Annotated in this window: 18 protein-coding genes; 5 read left to right on the top strand and 13 right to left on the bottom strand. The window is 38.6% G+C overall.

Translation table 11 applies throughout. The features are described from left to right. Positions 1–14: 14 nt before the first annotated feature. The 8 genes from ilvA to gltB form a co-directional block, all read right to left on the bottom strand. On the bottom strand, positions 15–1,280 hold the full coding sequence (gene ilvA, locus C8N46_RS14325; protein ID WP_108115588.1) for a threonine ammonia-lyase IlvA: 1,266 nt from the start codon (positions 1,278–1,280) through the stop codon (positions 15–17). 241 nt (positions 1,281–1,521) lie between these two features. Continuing rightward, positions 1,522–3,024: a ketol-acid reductoisomerase gene (gene ilvC / locus C8N46_RS14320; RefSeq protein ID WP_108115587.1), complete on the bottom strand. Its 1,503-nt coding sequence runs from the start codon at positions 3,022–3,024 to the stop codon at positions 1,522–1,524. Positions 3,025–3,148: 124 nt separating this feature from the next. Further along, positions 3,149–3,676: an acetolactate synthase small subunit gene (gene ilvN / locus C8N46_RS14315; protein WP_108115586.1), complete on the bottom strand. Its 528-nt coding sequence runs from the start codon at positions 3,674–3,676 to the stop codon at positions 3,149–3,151. Positions 3,677–3,678: 2 nt separating this feature from the next. Beyond that, positions 3,679–5,409: a biosynthetic-type acetolactate synthase large subunit gene (gene ilvB / locus C8N46_RS14310; protein WP_108115585.1), complete on the bottom strand. Its 1,731-nt coding sequence runs from the start codon at positions 5,407–5,409 to the stop codon at positions 3,679–3,681. A 112-nt stretch (positions 5,410–5,521) separates the two neighbouring features. Next, on the bottom strand, positions 5,522–7,201 hold the full coding sequence (ilvD, locus tag C8N46_RS14305; protein ID WP_108115584.1) for a dihydroxy-acid dehydratase: 1,680 nt from the start codon (positions 7,199–7,201) through the stop codon (positions 5,522–5,524). Between the two features lie 3 nt (positions 7,202–7,204). Beyond that, positions 7,205–8,098, bottom strand: a complete 894-nt coding sequence (locus C8N46_RS14300) for a branched-chain amino acid transaminase (RefSeq protein WP_108115583.1) — start codon at positions 8,096–8,098, stop codon at positions 7,205–7,207. A gap of 763 nt (positions 8,099–8,861) precedes the next feature. After that, positions 8,862–10,328 carry a glutamate synthase subunit beta gene (locus C8N46_RS14295; protein ID WP_108115582.1) on the bottom strand — a complete coding sequence of 489 codons (1,467 nt, stop codon included), beginning with the start codon at positions 10,326–10,328 and terminating at the stop codon, positions 8,862–8,864. 3 nt (positions 10,329–10,331) lie between these two features. Further along, on the bottom strand, positions 10,332–14,834 hold the full coding sequence (gene gltB, locus C8N46_RS14290; protein WP_170110088.1) for a glutamate synthase large subunit: 4,503 nt from the start codon (positions 14,832–14,834) through the stop codon (positions 10,332–10,334). A 350-nt stretch (positions 14,835–15,184) separates the two neighbouring features. Here gltB and C8N46_RS14285 point away from each other — a divergent pair, with 350 nt between their 5' ends. Continuing rightward, positions 15,185–15,892 carry a hypothetical protein gene (locus C8N46_RS14285; protein ID WP_108115581.1) on the top strand — a complete coding sequence of 236 codons (708 nt, stop codon included), beginning with the start codon at positions 15,185–15,187 and terminating at the stop codon, positions 15,890–15,892. Positions 15,893–16,013: 121 nt separating this feature from the next. Here the strand turns inward: C8N46_RS14285 and C8N46_RS14280 are convergent, their stop codons facing one another. After that, complete coding sequence (locus C8N46_RS14280; protein ID WP_108115580.1) at positions 16,014–16,445, bottom strand: DUF1761 domain-containing protein; 432 nt, start codon at positions 16,443–16,445, stop codon at positions 16,014–16,016. A 78-nt stretch (positions 16,446–16,523) separates the two neighbouring features. After that, positions 16,524–17,000, bottom strand: a complete 477-nt coding sequence (locus C8N46_RS14275) for an acyl-CoA thioesterase (RefSeq protein WP_108115579.1) — start codon at positions 16,998–17,000, stop codon at positions 16,524–16,526. Between the two features lie 37 nt (positions 17,001–17,037). Between C8N46_RS14275 and C8N46_RS14270 the strand changes: the two genes are divergently transcribed. Continuing rightward, positions 17,038–18,006 carry a YheT family hydrolase gene (locus C8N46_RS14270; protein WP_108115625.1) on the top strand — a complete coding sequence of 323 codons (969 nt, stop codon included), beginning with the start codon at positions 17,038–17,040 and terminating at the stop codon, positions 18,004–18,006. On the opposite strand, the gene C8N46_RS14265 is transcribed toward C8N46_RS14270, so the two are convergent. Further along, the gene (locus C8N46_RS14265) at positions 17,993–18,670 is read right to left on the bottom strand and encodes a PrsW family intramembrane metalloprotease (RefSeq protein WP_108115578.1); all 678 of its coding nucleotides are present in this window, start codon (positions 18,668–18,670) and stop codon (positions 17,993–17,995) included. The genes C8N46_RS14270 and C8N46_RS14265 overlap by 14 nt on opposite strands. A 196-nt stretch (positions 18,671–18,866) precedes the next feature. Here C8N46_RS14265 and C8N46_RS14260 point away from each other — a divergent pair, with 196 nt between their 5' ends. Genes C8N46_RS14260 through nadD form a run of 3 tightly spaced genes read left to right on the top strand, consistent with a single transcriptional unit; the run spans position 18,867 to position 20,883 of the window. Beyond that, a complete protein-coding gene (locus C8N46_RS14260) occupies positions 18,867–19,715 on the top strand; it encodes a YicC family protein (RefSeq protein ID WP_245896869.1) in 849 nt (282 codons plus the stop codon). Beyond that, on the top strand, positions 19,715–20,296 hold the full coding sequence (gmk, locus tag C8N46_RS14255) for a guanylate kinase (protein WP_108115576.1): 582 nt from the start codon (positions 19,715–19,717) through the stop codon (positions 20,294–20,296). The genes C8N46_RS14260 and gmk overlap by 1 nt, the downstream gene beginning before the upstream one ends. 5 nt (positions 20,297–20,301) lie before the next feature. Next, positions 20,302–20,883, top strand: coding sequence for a nicotinate (nicotinamide) nucleotide adenylyltransferase (nadD, locus tag C8N46_RS14250; RefSeq protein ID WP_108115575.1), 582 nt, complete (start codon positions 20,302–20,304; stop codon positions 20,881–20,883). Between the two features lie 109 nt (positions 20,884–20,992). On the opposite strand, the gene C8N46_RS14245 is transcribed toward nadD, so the two are convergent. Next, positions 20,993–21,379, bottom strand: a complete 387-nt coding sequence (locus tag C8N46_RS14245; RefSeq protein ID WP_108115574.1) for a hypothetical protein — start codon at positions 21,377–21,379, stop codon at positions 20,993–20,995. 219 nt (positions 21,380–21,598) lie between these two features. Next, on the bottom strand, positions 21,599–22,546 hold the full coding sequence (locus C8N46_RS14240) for a nicotinic acid mononucleotide adenyltransferase (RefSeq protein ID WP_108115573.1): 948 nt from the start codon (positions 22,544–22,546) through the stop codon (positions 21,599–21,601). Positions 22,547–22,586 lie beyond the last annotated feature (40 nt).

The raw sequence follows: 22,586 nt of genomic DNA, 5'->3' as shown, positions 1-22,586 counted from the left end.
TTTTCGTGTAATTTTTAGACTAAAAACTGAAATAAATCAGGTTTATCGTTTAAATAGTCGCCATAAAAGTTACGTAATTTCATTTTGGTAATCAAGGTTTCTAAGTCTGCTGCATTTTTTAATTCCAATCCAACCACAGCAGCACCATTTTCACGATTGGTTTTTTTGGTGTATTCAAAATGCGTGATATCATCTGTCGGTCCTAAAATCTCAGCTACAAATTCGCGCAAAGCACCTGCCCGTTGTGGAAATTTGATGATGAAATAGTGTTTTAAATTCGCATACAACAACGCGCGTTCTTTAATTTCCGCAGTTCGCGTGATATCATTATTACTTCCACTGATAACGCAAACAACATTTTTATCTTTTATTTCATCAGCATATTGCGATAATGCACATAAACTCAATGCTCCAGCAGGCTCTATCACAATCGCTTGTTTGTTGTATAAATCCAAAATGGTTTGACACACTTCGCCTTCATCCACCGTAATCATTTGGTGTAAATTTTCTTTACAGATAGCAAAATTCAAATCGCCCACACGCTTAACAGCCGCACCATCCACAAAGTTTTCAATGTTTTTAAGTGTCGTATTTCTGTCATTTTCAATCGAAGTTGACATCGAAGGCGCTCCTTTCGGTTCCACACCAATAATTTTTGTGTTCGGAGATAACATTTTGAATACAGAAGACAATCCCGCAGACAATCCGCCACCGCCAACAGGTACAAAAACGTAATCGATGGGAGTTTCTAATTGCTTTAAAATTTCCAATCCAATCGTGGCTTGTCCTTCAATGACTTTTTCGTCGTTAAACGGATGAATAAAAGTTTTGTTCAACTGCTCCGATTGCTCCATTGCCGCATGATAGGCATCATCAAACGTATCGCCAATTAGGACAACTTCCACAAAGTTTTCGCCAAACATATTGACTTGCTCAATTTTTTGTTTGGGCGTTGGTGTCGGCATAAAAATCGTGCCTTTTATTTGTAATAATTTACACGATAATGCCACGCCTTGCGCATGATTTCCTGCGCTGGCACACACAATTTCGTTTTCAATTTGCGTTTCCGTTAGCGAAGCCATTTTGTTATACGCACCGCGAATTTTGTACGAGCGTACTTGCTGTAAATCCTCTCGTTTTAGATAAACATGACAATTGTATTGCTTAGAGTAATAATCATTATAACTCAAAGGCGTTACCGAAGCAATGCCTTTGAGTGTTTGCGCAGCCGTTTTGACAGCTGCTAACGTTGGAGCGTATGTTTTTGTGGTTGGTTGCACAATTTGTGTTTTGTTATTTTGTTGCTGTTCTTGATATTATTTTTATGAAAATTTTAGCTGCTTTATGTGAAGCTGAATCGAGTTCAGCTTGACGAAATATATTTTCAAATGATTTTTCTGATATATCGTAATGTCACTCAAACTGACGGTTTCGGTACTATAGTTGTCATTCTGCACTTGATGCGGAATCCACTTTATAATGGTATAGATTCCTGCCTACGCAGGAATGACATTAGTAGTTTTACACTTCAACAGCCTTCTCTCGTATTTCTTCTTTTTTAATCGTTTTCATGGCGGTCATTGCTGCTCTGAGACGTTTTCCTACGGCTTCTATTGGATGATTTCGAATAGCGTCATTTACAGCAATTAATTCTACATTGTCAACCGAATTGGATGTTGAAAATGGTTTTCCAATTACAGTACTATCTACGGTTTTCATAAAGTCTTTCAATAATGGTTTTGCTGCATGATCGAATAGATAACAACCATATTCTGCCGTATCGGAAATGACACGATTCATTTCGAATAGTTTTTTACGTGCGATGGTATTGGCAATCAGCGGTAATTCGTGCAACGATTCGTAATAGGCAGAATCTTCAATAATGCCTGCGCTGACCATGGTTTCAAACGCCAATTCTACTCCCGATTTTACAAAAGCAACCAACAATGTTCCGTTATCAAAGTATTCTTGTTCTGAAATATGGTCAGTTGTTAACACTGTTTTTTCAAAGGCTGTTTCGCCTGTTGCTTCACGCCATTGCAATAGATTTTTATCGTCATTTGCCCAATCTTCCATCATTGTTTGAGAGAAATGCCCAGAAATGATATCGTCCATGTGTTTCTCAAATAGAGGTTTTAGGATGACTTTTAACTGTTCCGAAAGCTCATAAGCTTTTAGTTTTGCAGGATTTGACAAACGATCCATCATATTGGTAATTCCACCATGTTTCAAGGCTTCCGTGATGGTTTCCCAACCTAGTTGAATGAGTTTTGCCGCATAGTTTGCGTCAATTCCTTCGGCAACCATTTTATCAAATGCCAAAATAGAACCTGTTTGCAATACGCCACACAAAATGGTTTGTTCGCCCATTAAATCACTTTTTACTTCCGCAATAAACGACGATTCTAACACGCCTGCTCTATGTCCACCTGTTGCGACTGCATAGGCTTTTGCTTGCGCCCAACCTTTGTTTTCTGGATCATTTTCTGGATGTACTGCAATGAGCGTTGGTACACCAAATCCGCGTTTGTATTCTTCGCGAACTTCCGTTCCTGGACATTTTGGCGCCACCATAATTACCGTGATATCTTCACGAATTTGCGTGCCTTCTTCCACAATATTGAAACCGTGCGAATAACTCAATGTAGCGCCTTTTTTCATCAATGGCATCACAGCTTTTACAACGTTGGTATGTTGTTTGTCGGGCGTGAGATTTAATACCAAATCTGCTTCTGGAATGAGTTGTTTGTACGTTCCGATTTTGAATCCGTGCGACGTTGCGTTCACGTACGAAGCGCGTTCTTCATCAATAGCAGCTTGGCGTAATGCGTAGGCGATATCCAAGCCAGAATCGCGCATGTTTAATCCTTGGTTCAATCCTTGTGCGCCGCAACCGACAATCACAATTTTTTTGTCTTTTAGTGCTTTGACGCCATCTGTAAATTCGGAAGCATCCATAAATCGACACTTTCCTAATTGTGCTAACTGTTCTCGTAATGGTAAGGTGTTGAAATAGTTTGACATGGTTTTGTTTTTTTAGAATCTAGAGTCTAGATTTTTAGAGCCTAGACTTTTTTACTCTTATATTTTTTTATTGTTTTTTGTTATTTGTTTGGTTTCATCTTGAATCTTGAATCCTGATTCTAGCTCACTCAAGAACCGCAAGTATCTCAGATATCTTCATTTCCTCTTTAGAAACTGCAATACGTCCCGAACGTGTAAATTGCATAATACCAAATACACTGAGTTCTCGGTATAGCAATTCGATTTCATCTTTGCGTCCCGATTTTTCAATGACAAAAAATTGTTTGTTTACCGTAACGATTCGCGCATTGCTGTCTTTGATGATGTTTTGGATTTGTCGTTCATCAAACAACAAATCTGATTTCATTTTGAAAATGCACGATTCCTGATAAATGATTTCTTCTTCCGTGTGATAATACGCTTTAATGACCTCAACTTGCTTCTCTATTTGCCCGATGATTTTTTTCATTTGCGCTTCCGCGAGATTGACTACAATCGTCCATTTAGATACGTTTTCAATTTCAGAAACCGACGAGTTGATACTTTCAATATTGATATGTCTTCGCTGAAAAATCGCAGAGATTCTGTTCAATAATCCGATGTTATTTTCGGTGTATACCGAAACCGTAAATAGTTTGCTTTCTTGTTCCATAATTACGCTAATCTTATGTCTGAAACCGATGCTCCTGTTGGAATCATTGGAAATACGTTGTCTTCTTTTTCTACACATACTTCTAAAAAGTACGCTTCTTTACTTTCCATCATTTCTTGTACTGCTTCCGCTAATTCGTCTCTTTTTGTGACGCGACGTGCGTTTAAGTAGTAACCTTTGGCAATCGCTACAAAATCAGGGTTAGTCATTTCGGTAGAAGCATAACGTTTGTCAAAAAACAGTTGTTGCCACTGTCGCACCATTCCCAAGAAATCATTATTCAACACCACAATTTTCACCGCGGCTTTTTGCTGAAAAATAGTTCCCAATTCCTGAATGGTCATTTGGTAACCGCCATCGCCACAAATACAAACTACTTCACGCTCAGGCGCTGCCATTTTTGCGCCAATAGCGGCTGGCAAGCCAAATCCCATCGTTCCCAATCCGCCCGAAGTAATATTGCTTTTTGTCTGTTTGAAATTGGCATAACGACAGGCAATCATTTGATGCTGACCAACATCCGAAACAATCGCTGCTTCGCCGTTGCTTTGGTTGTTGATTTCCTTTAACACTTCGCCCATGGTCAATCCTTCTTTGGTTGGATACAAATCATTTTTGATGACTTTTTCGTATTCAATCGCGTATAAATCGTCAAACGCACGTCGCCAAGCTGAATGTTCTTTTTTCTGGATAAGTGGCAGAATTTTTGTCAGATTCACTTTTGCATCACCCAAAACAGCTACATCCGTTTTTACATTTTTGTCTACTTCCGCAGGATCAATTTCAAAATGAATGACTTTTGCTTGTTTGGCATACGTGGCTAAGTTTCCTGTAACGCGATCGTCAAAACGCATTCCGATAGCAATTAACACATCGCATTCATTGGTGAGTTTGTTTGGCGCATAGTTTCCGTGCATTCCTACCATTCCGACATTGAGTGGATGTTCTGTTGGAATGGCTGAAACACCTAAAATTGTCCAAGCTGAAGGAATACCTGCTTTTTCAATGAAAGCTTTAAATTCAGCTTCCGCTTTACCTAAAATCACGCCTTGACCCCAAACGACTAACGGTTTTTTTGCTGCATTGATGATTTCTGCAGCAGCATTTAACGAGGTTTCATCTACTTCTGGCACTGCTTTGTAACTGCGAACTGCCGTACATTTTTGATATGAAAAATCAAATTCTTCAAATTGTGCATCTTTCGTAATATCAATCAACACAGGTCCTGGACGTCCACTTTTTGCTATGTAAAATGCTTTTGCGATGACTTCTGGAATTTCAGAAGCTTTCGTAATTTGGTGATTCCATTTGGTCACTGGCGTAGAAATGCCCACAATATCCGTTTCTTGAAACGCATCACTTCCCAACAAATGCGAGGCAACTTGTCCCGTAATACATACCAACGGCGTCGAATCGATTTGCGCATCGGCAATTCCCGTGATGAGATTGGTAGCTCCTGGACCTGAAGTAGCAATAGCAACTCCGACTTCACCAGAAATGCGCGCATATCCTTGTGCAGCATGTGTTGCGCCTTGTTCATGACGCGTTAGCACATGATGAATTTTATCTTGGTATTTGTATAGCTCGTCATATACTGGCATGATAGCGCCGCCAGGATAGCCATATAGCGTTTTTACACCTTCTGCTAACAAACAACGTACAATGGCTTCGCTTCCTGTGAGTCGTTCTGTTGTTGGTTGTGTTTGTGTTTCTTGTATGGTTTTTGTTTCCATAGTGTTGATTTTTTATTGTCATTCCACACTTGATGCGGAATCCATTTTGAAAATGCTATAGTTTTTGTTTCAAATACATCTCGACTGCGCTCGATGTGACAAAAGAATTCTTTTAGAATTCGTCTGTAACGCAGCCTTTGGATGCGGATGACACTGTTTTTGCATATTTGTATAATACTCCACGTTCAAATTTGAGTTCGGGAGCTTTCCATTGTTTTTTACGTTCTTGAAGTTCTGCTTCGGAAACTTCTAGTTGTATGGTGTTCGTTTCTGCATCTATTGTAATGATATCACCGTCTTTTACCAAAGCAATTGTGCCGCCTTCTTGGGCTTCTGGAGTGATATGACCGACGACAAAACCGTGTGTTCCTCCTGAAAAACGTCCATCTGTAATAAGTGCTACATCTTTTCCCAATCCTGCGCCCATGATAGCTGCCGTTGGTTTGAGCATTTCTGGCATTCCTGGTCCGCCTTTTGGTCCTTCATACCGAATAACCACAACATCTCCTTTTTCAACTTTTCCGTCGCGGATTCCGTCATTAGCTTCATATTCACCTTCAAAGACTTTGGCTTTTCCTGTGAATGTTAATCCTTCTTTTCCTGTGATTTTTGCAACGCTTCCTTCACTAGCTAAGTTTCCGTACAGCATGCGCAAATGCCCTGAGATTTTGATTGGGTTTTCCACAGGTTTGATGACATCTTGCCCTTCCGTTAAATCGTCAACATCTAATAAGTTTTCTGCCATTGTTTTTCCTGTAACGGTTAAACAATCGCCGTGTAAGAGTCCTTTTTTGAGTAAATATTTTAATACTGCTGGAATTCCGCCAACAGCGTGTACATCTTCCATCAAGTATTTTCCGCTTGGTTTTAAGTCTGCTAGAAATGGTGTGGTATCGCTTATTTTTTGAAAGTCTTCTAAGGTAAAATCAATTTGTGCTGCTCTCGCTATGGCGAGAAAGTGTAATACAGCATTGGTTGATCCGCCAAGAATCGTTACCAAACGTACTGCATTTTCTAATGATTTACGCGTGATGATGTCCGACGGTTTGATGTCTTTTTCTAGCAACACACGAATCGCTTCACCTGCCGCAACAGATTCTTGTTTTTTAGCATCGCTCAGCGCGGGATTTGACGAATTGAACGGTAATGCCATTCCCAAGGCCTCTATGGCAGACGCCATGGTATTTGCGGTGTACATTCCGCCGCATGCGCCCGCGCCCGGACAGGCTTTTTCAACAATGTTTTGATATTCGGTTTCGTCCATTGTGCCTGCTACTTTGCTTCCCCAAGCTTCAAAAGCAGAAACCACATCGAGTTTTTTTCCATTGTGACAACCCGAATCAATCGTTCCGCCATAAACCAAAATACTTGGACGATTTAAACGAATCATTGCCATCAACGCGCCAGGCATGTTTTTGTCGCAACCAACTACCGTGATTAATCCGTCGTAACTCATGGCTTGTACTACTGTTTCCATAGAATCGGCAATGATATCACGCGATGGCAAGGAATAGCGCATTCCAGGTGTTCCCATCGAAATTCCATCGCTCACACCAATCGTGTTGAAAATAAGTCCGACTACATCTTCGTTTTGCGTTCCTTGTTTGGCGAGTTTTGCCAAATCGTTCAAATGCATGTTACACGGATTGCCTTCATAACCTGTACTTGCAATGCCGACAATTGGTTTGAAAAAGTCTTCTTTTGTAAGTCCAATAGCGTGTAGCATGGCTTGTGCCGCAGGTTGCGTAGGATCTTGTGTAACGGTTTTGCTGTATTTATTGAGATTGTTCATTTTTTAGATTGCTTCAGAGAGTTTGCTGTTGCGTTCGCACAATACTTCTTGTTTGTAGAGTTGCATGAGTTTGTAACCGAGAGACGCTTCCCACGAAAGTGGAAATTTATAGTCATCTAACGATTGTAATCCGACAACTTCTGCCGCTGTTCCCGTAAAAAAGGCGCTGTCTGCTTGTTTTAGTTCGGCAAGTGTAAAGTCTTTTTCTTCTACTGAAAAACCTTCCTCTTTACAAATTTCGATAATCGTAGTACGCGTAATTCCTGGCATGATGTGTCCGCGTTTTGGCGTGTAGAGTTTGCCGTCTTTTTCCATAAATACATTGGCGCCCGAACATTCTGCTACATTTCCGTTCATGTCTAACAATAATGCTTCATCGTATCCTGCACTTTTTGCTTCGTTTGTGGATAGAATGGAATTTGTGTAATGTCCTGTGATTTTTGCTTCTACAAAGCAGGATTTCGGATTGGGACGTTCAAAGCGAGAGGTTTTTACGCGTAAAAGTTTGTCGCCCATGTATTTTCCCCATTCCCAACATTGGATGGTTAGTATGGATTCGTCAGACGTTAACAGACTCATATTAGCGCCTGTGGTCAAAATAGGTCTGATATACGCATCTTCGAGATTGTTTTTTTCTAGTAGTTGATATGTGATATTTACCAATTCCTCTACTGTGTAATTACATGGAATTCCCATGACTTGGGCACCATATTTTAGGCGTTCGTAATGTCCAGCGGCTTTAAAAATTTTTGCGCCGAATTTGGTTTTGTACGAACGGATGCCTTCAAATACGCCATTTCCGTAGTGCAACGTTTGACTGTATAGGTTGGCAGACGCCGTTTCTGGATGCAGAAATGCGCCGTTGTGATAGATGATACTGTCGTTTGTATAATACATTTTTAGTGTGATTATGATTCGAAATTAATTGTATTCCTACTTTTTTGTGTGTTTGGTTTTGATTTTTTACCTAAAATCAATTGTTATTTATTTTTGTTAATTATCTGTTTTTCAGTTTTTTATGATTTTTTTACTACAATGTTCAACTTGGTGTTTTTTATAGTGTTTTTCGTTATTTGTTTACGCTGAGCTAGCCGAAGTGTTGTTTGTTTTTCGGATTTTTCTCTTTAAAAAATAAAAGCCTGTATCGCGGTTGATACAGGCTTTTGTTTTATACAGCACATCGTACCAACTCAAGAAGAGTTCATGATAATAATGACGATGATGCTGATGATGGTTTTGTTCATGTTGTGTGTTTTTTCGTTGTTCGTTGTTTGTTGTTTGTTGTTTGTTGTTTGTTGTTTGAAAGACTATTCTCGATACATTTTTTGTCTATTTCGACTGCGCTCAATGTGACAAAAAACACTCGAATTGACGTCCTTCAAAAGTTTCACTAATAGAAAAAGCCTTCCCGATGTAGGAAGGCTTTGAAATTTTTATAGTGAAAATAGCATGGCATTCCTCATCGTTGTGACTGAATCACAATAATGCTAATGACAATGATATTTTGTGGTTGCTTGTTCATTTGTTGTATCAAATATTGAAAAAGTTTTTTAAGATTCCTAATCGTTTTTGAAAAAATGTTTTGTTTTTCCTGTGGTTGCAGGGAGATTTAAACTTCATAGCCATTTCGACTGCGCTCAATGTGACACTTGATTTGACTTTATATTCTCGGCAAATCATTATCATCCTTCAACGGTAAATTAGAACTTCCCATTAAATAGTTGTCCACATGATGCGCGGCTTGACGACCTTCGGAAATTGCCCAAACGATTAACGATTGTCCTCTGCGCATGTCGCCAGCAACGAAGATTCCGTCTTTGTTGGTAGCGTAATTTTTTGTGGTTGCTTTGATGTTAGTTCTGAAATCCATGTCTATATCAAAAGCTTCTGCCAATGTTTTTTCTGCGCCTGTGAAACCTAACGCTAATAGTACTAAATCGCATTCCCAAATTTTTTCCGTATTTGGAATTTTTTTGAGTGTCGGGCGTTTGCCTTCTTCATAGATCCATTCAACCTCAACCGTTTTTAATCCCGTAAGGTTTCCGTTGGCATCTTTGATGAATTTTTCCGTCGAAATGCTAAAATGACGTTCCACACCTTCTTGATGTGAAGATGTCGTTTTTAGTTTCATCGGCCAATACGGCCACGGTTGATGCGCAGGACGTCCAACTGTTGGTTTGCTCAATATTTCAAAGTTTGTTACCGATGTTGCGCCATGACGATTGCTCGTCCCAATACAATCCGAGCCTGTATCGCCGCCACCAATGACAATGACTTTTTTGTCTTTCGCAGAAATGATGTCTTCAAAATCAACCAAACCATCTACGTATTGATTGTTTAGTTTGAGGAAATCCATCGCTTGGTGAACGCCTTTCGCGTCTGCTCCGTCAATCGGAATGTTCCTTCGTACTGTTGCGCCGCCACAAAGTAAAATCGCATCAAATTCTTCTTTAAGCTGATTCGTATCTATAGTGACACCCACATGCGCATTGGTTGTAAACGTGATTCCTTCTGCTTCTAAAATAGCCAAACGACGGTCGATAACATGCTTTTCCATCTTAAAATCGGGAATTCCGTAGCGCAACAATCCGCCTACTTTTTCATCACGTTCAAAAACAGTGACGGCATGACCAGCACGGTTGAGTTGTTGTGCCGCTGCCAATCCCGCGGGACCAGAGCCTACAACTGCAACCGATTTTCCTGTTCGTTTTTTAGGTGGTTTTGCCACAATCCAACCTTCCGCAAAAGCGGTTTCTACAATATTTTTTTCAATGTTTTCAATACTTACCGGATCTTCGTTAATTCCCAACACACAGGCTTCTTCACACGGCGCAGGACACAAACGACCTGTAAATTCGGGGAAGTTATTGGTAGCATGTAAAATTTCAGCTGCTTCTTTCCATTTTCCACGATAGACTTTGTCATTGAAGTCTGGAATTAAGTTTCCGAGTGGACAGCCGCTGTGACAAAACGGAATCCCACAATCCATACAGCGCGCACCTTGTTCTTCTAGTGTTGATTTTTCAAGAGCAATGGTAAATTCTTTATAGTTTTTAATACGTTTTGCAGGAGCTTCATACGTTTCATCTTGACGTTTGTACTCCATAAATCCTGTTATTTTTCCCATGTCTTACGCTGTTTGAAGTTCTTCTTTTTCGATTCGTGCCAATGCTTGTCGGTATTCTTCTGGTAGAATTTTTAAGAATTTTGGTAGATACTGTTGCCAATCGTCTAAAATTCGTTTCGCTAAAGGACTTTCCGTGGCTTGGTAATGATTTTGGATGAGTTGTTTGAGTTGCAATGTATCTTCTTTCGACGTAATCGGATCTATATTTAAGCTTTCCGAATTGCAATTTTGTACAAAAAACGTGTTGTCCATATCTAAAATATACGCGATTCCGCCGCTCATTCCCGCACCGAAATTGCGTCCAATTTTCCCAAGAATCACCGCAACGCCACCAGTCATGTATTCACAACCATGATCGCCGATTCCTTCTACCACAGCTTTTGCGCCTGAGTTTCGCACACAAAAACGTTCTCCAGCTTTTCCATTAATGTATACTTCGCCCGAAGTGGCACCGTACAAAGTTACATTTCCTGTGATGACGTTATCTTCAGGAATGATGGTAGATTCTTTCGGAACTTTTATGATGAGTTTTCCACCTGATAAGCCTTTTCCTAAGTAATCATTGGTGTTTCCGTGAACGGTCATGCGAATTCCTTTCGTGGTAAACGCTCCAAAACTTTGTCCCGCAGCTCCTTTAAAGTCTATGTTGATGGTATCTTCTGGCAGCCCTTCGGCACCGTAAATTTTAGAGATTTCATTGCTGATAATTGCGCCAACAGCTCTGTCAATATTGGTGATGTTGAATTGTAAATCGGTTCGTTGTCTTCTAAAGAGTGCTTGATGCGCTTGCTTAATAATCTTAAAGTCGAGATGTGTTTCCAGATTATGATCTTGTGTTTCAGTATTGTATAGTTTTACATCATCGGAAACGGTCACTTTGTGAAGAATTGGTGTCAAATCAATTCCTGAAGTTTTGTAATGTTCAATGGCTTTGTTTCGATTGAGTTTTTGTACTTGTCCTACCATTTCGTTCACCGTTTTGAACCCTAGTTTCGCCATGATTTCGCGCAATTCCTGCGCTACGAAATACATATAATTCACCACATGTTCCGGTTTTCCTTTGAATTTTTTCCGCAATTCAGGATTTTGCGTAGCAATTCCGACAGGACAGGTATTTAAGTGACACACACGCATCATGATACAGCCTGAAGCCACTAGCGGCGCGGTTGCAAAACCGAATTCTTCGGCGCCTAGTAAACAGGCAATCGCGACATCGCGACCTGTTTTTAATTGTCCGTCACATTCCAATACTACACGATTTCGCAGGTTGTTCATCACCAAGGTTTGCTGTGCTTCTGCAATTCCTAATTCCCACGGTAAGCCTGCATGTTTGAGTGATGTTAGTGGAGACGCGCCTGTTCCGCCGTCAAACCCTGAAATGAGGATGACATCAGCTTTTGCTTTGGCAACGCCCGCAGCAACGGTTCCAACACCGATTTCAGAAACGAGTTTTACATTAATTCGCGCTTCCCGATTGGCAGATTTTACGTCATAAATGAGTTGTGATAAATCTTCAATAGAATAGATATCGTGATGTGGCGGCGGCGAAATGAGTCCAACATACGGTGTAGAGTTTCGTGTTTTGGCAATTTCTGGATTGACTTTCGGCCCAGGCAATTGTCCGCCTTCTCCTGGTTTCGCACCTTGTGCAATTTTGATTTGAATTTCGTTGGCGCTTGTCAAGTAATTTGATGTTACCCCAAAACGTCCAGAAGCAACTTGTTTGATGGCGGAATTTTTCCAGTCGCCTTGTGCATTTTTGTAGAAACGTTCTTGATCTTCTCCACCTTCTCCAGAGTTTGATTTTCCGCCGATTCTATTCATGGCAATTGCCAGGTTTTCGTGTGCTTCTTTGCTGATAGAACCATACGACATCGCACCTGTTTTGAACCGTTTTACAATTTCCGTCCACGGTTCTACTTCTTCGATTGGAATTGGGTCAAATTGGTCAAATTCAAATAATCCGCGAATTGTCATCAAGCTTTTGGATTGATTGTTGATCAATTCTGAATATTCTTTGAAAGTAGAAGCTTTGTTCGTTCTAACCGATTCTTGCAACTTCGCCACTGTCAACGGATTGAACATGTGTTTTTCTTGTCCACGTCGCCAGCGATATTCGCCTCCAACTTCAATAGTTACGTTGACTTCATTGACTTGAAAAGCTTTTTTATGACGTTTTACGATTTCGTGTTCTATTTCGCGTAAGCCAATTCCTTGAATACGTGTTGGCGTGTTGGGAAAGTATTTTTTGACAGTGGTCGAATTGATTCCAATACATTCAAATAGTTGCGAACCGCGATAGGAATTGAGCGTCGAAATCCCGATTTTGTTCATTACTTTTAGAATGCCTTTCCCGATTGCTTTGTTGTAATTTTTGATGGCTTTTAGGTATTCCAATTCGGTAATATCGCCGTTGACAACTTGCTTTTCAACAATTTCATTTACGATATACGGATTTACCGCGCTCGCCCCGAAACCGAATAGCAATGCAAAATGATGTACTTCACGCGGTTCAGCTGATTCAATAATCAAGCTTGTTTTGGAGCGTTTTTCGAGTTTGTGCAATGCATGATTGACATACGAACACGCTAATAATGCTGGAATTGGTGCGTGTTTTTCATCCACATATCTATCGGATAGAATGATAATATTCGCGCCATTGTCAATCGCTTTGGATGCTTTGTGCATTAGGTTTTCTAAAGCAATTTCTAGTTCGTTTAAACCACGATTTACTTTGTACAACATTGAGATAGACGCCACTTTAAAGTTTGGATTGCTGTCGTAGTTTCTGATTTTATCTAAATCGTGTTTGGAGATGACCGGATTTTGAATTTTGAGCTTTTTACAGTGTTCTGGACTGATGTCAAAAAGATTTACATCGCTTCCGAGCGTCAAACTGATATCTGTGATTAATTCTTCACGAACGCCGTCTAACGGCGGATTTGTTACTTGTGCAAACAACTGTTTGAAATAGTTGTAGATTAATTGTGGCTTTTCAGAAAGAATTGCGATAGGCGTATCACTTCCCATAGAACCAATCGGTTCTTTTGCCAGTTGCGCCATTGGGCGAATGATGGTGTTTAAATCTTCTTGCGTGTAGCCAAAGACAATTTCACGCTTTTTAAGATCAATTTCGTCATACTTGATTGGTCCTTTTTTTGCAGAAATATCTCGTAAGTGTACTAAGTTTTCGTTCAGCCATTTTCGGTACGGATGTTTCGCCGCGATGGTTTCTTTGATTTCTTCATCATTGACAATTCGCCCTTCATTCATGTTGACTAAAAACATTTTTCCAGGTTCTAAACGCCCATGAAATGCTACATTTTCAGGTTTGATATCCACCACGCCTGTTTCTGAAGACATGATGACATTTCCATTTTTTGTAACCGTATATCGCGACGGACGCAATCCGTTTCTATCCAACACCGCTCCAATATAATTTCCATCCGTAAATGGAATTGACGCAGGTCCATCCCAAGGTTCCATGACGCAAGCATTGTATTCGTAAAACGCTCTTTTGGTGTCAGACATGTTTGGATTTTTTTCCCAAGCTTCTGGCACTAACATCATCATCGCTTCTGGTAGAGAACGACCTGATATGAGTAATAATTCTACCACCATATCCAAGGTTGCCGAATCGGATTTCCCTTTGAGAATGGTTGGTAAAATGCGTTTGATATCTTCGCCAAATAACGGACTTTCCATAATTTCTTCGCGCGAAAACATACGAGAAACATTCCCGCGAAGGGTATTGATTTCACCGTTATGACAGATATAGCGAAAAGGTTGCGCCAAATCCCACGTAGGAAAGGTGTTGGTCGAAAATCGTTGATGTACCAACGCCAGTCGTGTGTCCAAATCGGCATCGAACAAATCCAAATAGTATTCGTTGATGTGTTCTGGTTTGAGCAAGCCTTTGAAAATGATGATTTTGGTGGATAAACTCGGAACGTAAAAGAATTTTTGTTGTGATAGTTTGGAATTGTATATGGTGTGTTCCGTAATTTTTCGCGCGGCAAATAGTTTTATATTGAATTCGCGATTGCTTTGCGATGCAGCTGTTTTTCCAACAAATAGTTGTTTTACAAAGGGTTCTGTTTCTTTGGCAATTTCTCCTAAAATTTTACTGTTTACAGGCACATCGCGCCAGCCAATGAGTTGTAATCCTTGAGTTGCAATTTCTTTTTCAAAAACCTCAATACAGTATTGGCGCTGATTGTCTTTTTGTGGAAGAAATACATTGCTGACTGCATATTCGCCTACTTTTGGCAGTTTGAAATCGCATGATTTTTTAAAGAATTCGTGCGGAATATCGATGAGAATTCCCGCTCCATCACCTGTTACACCATCCGCACTTACTGCGCCACGATGTTCTAATTTCACCAAAATTTCTAGTGCTTTGTGAATGATATCGTTGGAGCGTTTTCCTGTTAAGCTACATATAAATCCAGCACCGCAATTGTCGTGTTCAAATTCGGGTAAATAGAGTCCTTGTTGTTTCAGCATTATCAATTTTTTTTGGAGATTTCCAATAATATGGAATTTACTAAGATAAGGTTCAAGTTATTGATATAAAAGCTGTTACTTTATTTTTCCGAAATCCGTAATTGAAGCTCTTTTAATTTTGGATTTGATAATTTTTTGATTGTATTTTTCATAAAAAGGCAATTAGACGTTTTTTAAATAATTGATTGATTTTTCACGAAAACGTTTTCTTTTTTCTCCAATTTTTGCATGTTTTTGAACATTTTTTACAAAATACTATTGATTTCAAAATACAGACTGCATAATATTTTACCTAATAGAATGGCATTAAATTTGTATTTTTAGAAACAATCTTGAAAAATACTATCATCATGAGAAAAATTACCTATGTACTCGCTTTATTCCTATTTTGTGTTACTTCTGTAGATGCGCAAGTTTGGAAACAACTTCCTGGCGGCGGAAAAGGGCAAGCCATTTATAATGACAACGGAACGCTTTGGGTAATTGGTATGGGAAATAGTATTTTTTCATACAATGGTCGCTTGTGGCAAGAATATCCGGGCAATGGAAAAGCGGTAGATATAACTGTACATAATGGAACGCCCTATATTATTGGAGTGAATAATGGAATTTGGAAAGGAACAGGTTCTGGTTGGGTTCCAATGCCTGGTAATGGACTTGGTAAGCGAATTTACAGCGATAATGGTCAATTATGGTTGATTGGTATCAATAATAACATTTTTTCATTTGATGGTCGCAATTGGAATTTGTATCCTAGCGGCGGAAAAGCGGTAGATATTGCTGCACATAATGGCATTCCGTATATTATTGCAGAAGATGGCAGTATTTGGCGCGGAAATGGTATGGGCTGGCTACAGCTTCGCGGTGGTGGAATTGGTCAAAAAATTGCTTGTGACCGTAATGGAACCGTTTGGGTAATTGGTGTAAATAATGGAATTTTTTATCACCGTTTGAATCGCTGGTATGAATATCGCGGTGGCGGAAAAGCTTTAGATATTGCTGTGTATCGTGGAATTCCGTTTATTATTGGTTTGAATCATTCTATTTGGAGAGGATGATTTGTTGAAAACGATTCAAGAGCAGTCGAAAAATCTAAGAAAACTCACGTTTCCATTGAATCTCGACTGCGCTCGATTTGACATTTTTTATTTATTAAAATTCAGAATCTCAATCTAACAGTTATGTCCAAGCATTTACAATTCCGCCCATAATGGCAAACGTAACTACCCAATAGCCAACATTAATTAGAATATATTTGAATGATTTTTGCTCAAAAAGGGCATTTGTGGCTAAGACTGGCATTGCTATAAAAAGTGCCACAAAAATACCATGAATTGCTCCGTGACCAAAAGTTAAATATTTTTCTTGTCCGTGTGGATCTCCTGGTTCTCCGCCAGTTACAACAGAAACCATGTAAATAAAAAATACAGCTACAAACGCCAAAACTACGCTAAGTCCAAAGCGTAAGGGCATGCCTTTTTGTGCTTGTGCTTCTGTGATGCCGGTTTCTTTCATCCAAGCTTTTCCAAATAACGGTCCGTACCAAATAAATCCGATGACAAGAGTTGATAATGCAGCTACCGCGAGTGCAATCCAATTTACGTTTTCCATAATTAGTGAATGTTAGTTATTAAAGTTTTTTGTTAAGGTGTAACTAAATGTACCTTTTTTTAACTAACAATCAAACAGTTACTGTAAGTTTTCAGGTTTTTTCCCGAAACGACGTGTATCCTCTTTGGTTAAGATTTTGAAGTTTTTTGCGCGTGGTACATTGCGAATAGCATCGTTGAATTGTGCTGGCAAACCGATGAGTTGGCGTGTTTGTAAATCGATCCAAGCGCCCATCATTTCGCAACTGGCAAAGTTTTTTCCATTCGTATCATAAAAATTATGAAGAAATTCAAAGAACATTCCGTCTTCGCTTAAACCTGCAACTTCCAAAGAAACACGTACAGGTTTCCCTGGAAAGGCTTCTTTAAAGTAATACATGTGTTCATAAAATACGACAGGACCAATGTTGTTTTTGGCTAATTCTTTTTGTGTAAAGCCATTTTCAATCAAAAACCCCATACGCGTATGACTCATAAAATTGATATATGCTGAGTTGGCTAAGTGACGATTTGCATCTAAATCGCTCCAACGAATGTCAAATTCTTTAAAATACATTATATTTATTTTTTTATTTTTTAGTACCAAAAATAACATGCCAATAATTAAAAGTCATTACAATCCACCACATATTTTTAAAAATGGGCACTTTTCTACCGTTTATGCTGGTTTATATAGAAAAGTTGATGGTGTATATCAAAGAAGAGAACGTATTACTTTGAGCGATAACGATTTTATAGATTTGGATTGGAGTTATGCTGCTCATCATAAAAATGTTTCCAAGTTGATTGTAATTTTACACGGTTTGGAAGGCAATGCGCAACGGGCATATATTAAAGGAACAGCAAAAGTTTTTAATCGCAACGGTTATGATGCGGTTGCAATGAATTATAGAAGTTGCAGTGGCGAACAGAACCGTTTGTTTAGAGCATATACTGCTGGTGCTACGGAAGATTTAAGAGAAGTCATGACACATATTTTAACCCAATATCCACAATACGGGCATATTGTGATGAAGGGTTTTAGTTTGGGTGGAAATTTATTGTTGAAATACTTAGGCGAACCTATTCGCGTTCCGAAAGAAGTAAAAGCAGCTATTGCCGTTTCGGTACCGTGTCAGCTAGATGGTTCATTAAAGCAAATGCGCCGTGTGGAAAATTATTTATACAATAGAATGTTTATCAAATATTTACGAAAAAAGTTATTGGAGAAACACGCTGCTTTTCCAAGTTTAATTAGTTTGGAAGAAATTAAAAAAGCACGATCCATGTTTCAAATTGATAACTTATACACGTCCAAAGCACACGGTTTTGAAGACGCACAAGATTATTACGACAAGTGTTCGTCTAAACAGTTTATTCCAACTATTAAAATTCCGACATTATTGATAAACGCCAAAAATGATTCCTTTTTGTCCAAATGTTGTTATCCGATAGAAGAAGCAGAACAGAATGAACATTTTTATTTTGAAATGCCAAAATATGGTGGCCATGTAGGTTTTTTTGATGGTGGCGAAGTCTATTACAATGAAAAAAGAGCGTTTGACTTTGCTACTTTGGCTTAAAATGTGAGTTTTGCTGGTGAATTCGAATGGCTTTCTGCGAAAGCAAAATGCCCACTGCCAACGACATGAAAGCGCCAATAGAAATGCCTGGAATGTAATTGATAAATAGGAAAAAATCATAGGTTCCGTGAAAGATTGTTGCCAATCCCAAACCTAAGAGATTGTATTTGACACGATTTCGAGAAAATTTTGCTTTTCCCATGTAATATCCCATAATAATTCCGAACGTCGCATGCGCTGGAACTGCTGTAAATGCTCTGTAAATAGCGGTTTCTATTCCGCCTTGAAACACATACGCCAAGTTTTCCGTTACCGCAAAACCCATAGAAACCATAATGGCATACATGATTCCGTCGTAAGGTTCGTCAAATTCTCTGTGTCGTTGCGCAAAATAGCGTACAAAAATATATTTGCTGAATTCTTCCACCAAGGCAACCACAAAAAAGGCTTTGCAGAACTGAATCCACCACACTTTAAGTTTTAACTCTGGATAATATTCAGAAACAACAGCATTTGTGCCTGTGGAAATTAAAATACTACCAATAGCTCCTAGCAAAAAGCAAATTACAAGGAGATGTCGCGGCTCTTTGTCATATTTATCACTGTAATAAATGTAAAAAATGATCAAAAGCGCAGGCGCAATGGATAGTAATAATAATGGCATTCGTTAGTTTTCTCAAAAATATAAAAACATCAGATATTATGAAGGATTTCTATTTGTTTAACATCTAATTTTGTTAGAATTTTATAGCGAAAGCTTTTTTACTTTTTTGGAATGGTGCTTGAAAGTGTACAGAATAGCAACGTATAAAGCCAAGCGTTGTCGCTAATTTTATTATTTTTGCCATATGATAAAGTCTATGACAGGATTTGGAAAGGCTGTAGAACAACTTCCAACCAAAAAAATAACGATTGAATTGAAATCGCTCAACAGTAAGAGCTTGGATTTAAACGCGCGAATTCCTTCGTCTTACCGAGAAAAAGAATTGAATATGCGCAAAACAATTGCAGAGACTTTATTGCGTGGAAAAGTCGATTTTTCGCTGTATTTGGAAATGACCGCTGAAGAAACGTCTACCGTGATTAATAAAGCTGTGGTAAACGAATATATGCGTCAACTTCGTGAAATTCAACCCGACGCCGATGCTGTGGAATTGTTGAAAATGGTGGTGCGAATGCCAGATTCGTTAAAAACAGAACGCGAAGAGATTGACGAGCAAGAATTTGAAATCATTCAAAATGTATTGCAACACGCTATTGAACAATTGGATGAATACCGAATTGCCGAAGGAAAAGTACTCGAGGAAGATTTTAGATTGCGCATCCATAATATTGCTGAATTGCTTCAAAAAGTTACGGATATGGACGACGAACGCATGACGTCTGTGAAAGTTCGTTTGCGCAAAGCGTTGGATGATTTGAAAGAGCAAGTAGACGAAAATCGTTTCGAACAAGAGTTGATTTATTACCTAGAAAAATTTGACATCACAGAAGAAAAAGTGCGTTTGGCAAATCATTTAGATTATTTCTCAACATCGTTACAATCTTCCAATTCCAACGGAAAAAAACTAGGTTTCATCTCACAAGAAATTGGACGAGAAATCAACACTATCGGTTCTAAATCCAATTACGCGCCCATGCAACAATTAGTCGTTCAAATGAAAGACGAATTGGAGAAAATTAAAGAACAATTGCTAAACGTTTTGTAATGAAAAGAGGGAAACTAATTGTATTTGCGGCACCATCTGGCGCTGGAAAAACCACTATTGTTCGACATTTGTTAGGCGTTCCTGAATTGAATTTAGAATTTTCCATTTCGGCAGCTTCTCGCGAAAAACGCGGCAATGAAGTCGATGGAAAAGATTATTATTTTTTATCTCCGAAAGATTTTAGACAAAAAATCAAAAATAAAGAGTTTTTAGAGTGGGAAGAAGTGTATCCTGAAAATTATTATGGAACCTTGCAAACGGAAGTCGATCGTATTTGTGATGCGGGACGAAACGTGATTTTTGATATTGATGTTGTCGGCGCCTTGCGAATTAAGCGAAAATTTCCCGAAGAAACATTGACTGTTTTTGTTGAACCGCCACATATCAACGAATTGATTATCCGTTTGAAAAATAGAAAAACGGAAAATCAAGAAAAAATTAACATGCGCATTGCCAAAGCGCCTGCAGAAATGGCAACCGCACCACAATTTGATGTTCGCATTATGAACGACGATTTGGACAAAGCAAAAGCGGAAGCTGTTCGCGTTGTTGCTGAGTTTTTAGGAATTGAAAATCTGTAATTGTCATGAAAATCGGTTTGTATTTTGGTACGTTTAATCCTATTCATATTGGACATTTGGCAATTGCCAACCACCTAGCAGAATACAGCGATTTGGATGCCATTTGGATGGTGGTAACGCCGCACAATCCGTTTAAAAAGAAAAGTTCGTTATTGGCAAATCATCACCGTTATGAAATGGTCATGATTGCTACGGAAGACTATCCAAAAATCAAGCCTAGCAAGGTTGAATTTGACTTACCACAACCGAACTATACCGTAAATACCTTAGCACATTTACAAGAAAAATATCCAAAACACGAGTTTTGCTTAATTATGGGCGAAGATAATTTGAAGAGTTTGCACAAGTGGAAAAACTACGAGGTTATTTTGGCTAATCACGATGTGTATGTGTATCCTCGAATTTCGGAAGGAACAGTAGAGCATCAATTTGTCAATCATCCGAAAATTCACCACGTTTCTGCTCCAATTATGGAAATTTCTTCTACATTCATTCGAAACGCTATCAAAGAGCAAAAAAACATCAAACCGTTGTTACCAAAGGATGTTTGGACATATATTGATGAAATGAATTTTTATAAAAAGTAGATTTTAGACTTTGTTAGACGACTTCGATTTTTAGACACGCTTTGCTTTAGACTGCTGTCGCTTTTGGAATTTTTTAATCATTAAATCCTTCAATCTTTTAATAAAAAACCTAATACACTTTCGTGTAAAAATGCTCTTCATTATTGTTGGTATCTACCAATAGTAGCACATTATCCTCTTTCGCTTCCGCATCTTTTAACTCGTAACATTTAAACAAATTGGCTTCATCGTCAATAATTTTCACACACAAAGATTCATTGGATTCATGATGAACACATTCTGCGGAAATTGTGTAGTGTAATGGTTTGCTTTCAGCGGTTTCAGAATACGATTTGGCAATTCCATTTTGAAGAAACTCAATTTTATCCGTCGGATTTTCTTGAGAAACCCAAGCACCAACTATTTCCTTTTTGGATGTGGTAAAAGAAGTAATCACCATCAAAATGATTAACACTACAGAAAGTGGAATGATGATTAGCGGTCGGTAACTTCTCATGTTGTTAGTTATTTAGAACGCAATATTAGGAAGTTTACAAGATATAGCACAAGGGGTTTTTTCCCCTTTTTAAGCTTTAAATGTCGGTGATTTCTTCGTTTGGTCTGAAAAAGTGTGCCTTTTGGCGAAATTGTAATTTGTAGTCATAAAAAAGAAACAGCCTTTGCACGAATGCAAAGACTGTTTCTAAACTAAATAACCAACCAAAGTCTTTATATCTTATTTCTTAAAATCATCTTTGTTGAATATTTTATTGATGATTTTTTTACGTTTTTTTCCAGTTTGTTTCGCCGCTTTTCCGTTTCCTGTGGTATCAGAAGAACGCAAATATTGGATGAAACCTCTTCCTTGAAACTCGTATGTCGTTCCCGAATCTGGGTGAAATAACTCGATAGTTTCGTCATTAATAACGTTGAGTTCAAAGTATTCATTGTCCAAGTAATCATAATCTAATGTTAAAACTTTTGAATACGGATCGCCTTGTACGTCATATACGGTATAAATTCCTTCGTAATCGTATAGTATGTTAGCTATTGGCGTATCAGCTGAATCGGTTGACGACAAAAATGTATCGTCATTTCCTCCTGCTAAAAAGGTGAGGAAGTTTTCATTATCAAACTCGTTCAACATGCCTTCCTGACTTGTATAGATTTTTTTCCAAGCGGTAAATTCTTGTAGCAAATAGTGGATATTATCATAGAACACAAAGTCATAATCAAAATTAGAACGCTGATATCCTGTTAAATAATAACTGGTGTTGCTAGCAGCATCGTACATGCGGATTCTGTTTGGACCGATTTGAAAAACTTGTAGCGGATAATAACCGTCAATATCATGATCAATATCTACAAAATCGAAATCTGTATTGTACACACCAACATCAATGCCGAAACCATTTCCGTTGTTTCCAATGCCCGAAATATTATTGTTTGCATACAACACACCGTTTAAAAAAGAAACGGTAAATGCTCGTTGTAAAAATGGAACTTCTCCATTTCCGGTTGTTTGATTAATGTTTATATACCACAATTCATACGAGCTTAATAACTGATGTAACGAAATCCCTGGCTCGTCAATAATTGGGTCTTCTACAATAACTTCTGTATAACAAGAACTCATTGTAACACTAAATAATATAATTGCCGAAAGTAATTTTATAGTCTTCATAAGCCAATCGTTTTTGTTGTTACTATTTAGTTGCTTTCAA

Source organism: Kordia periserrulae (assembly GCF_003054265.1).
Taxonomy (GTDB): domain Bacteria; phylum Bacteroidota; class Bacteroidia; order Flavobacteriales; family Flavobacteriaceae; genus Kordia; species Kordia periserrulae.
This window is presented reverse-complemented; position numbering and strand designations above follow the sequence as displayed.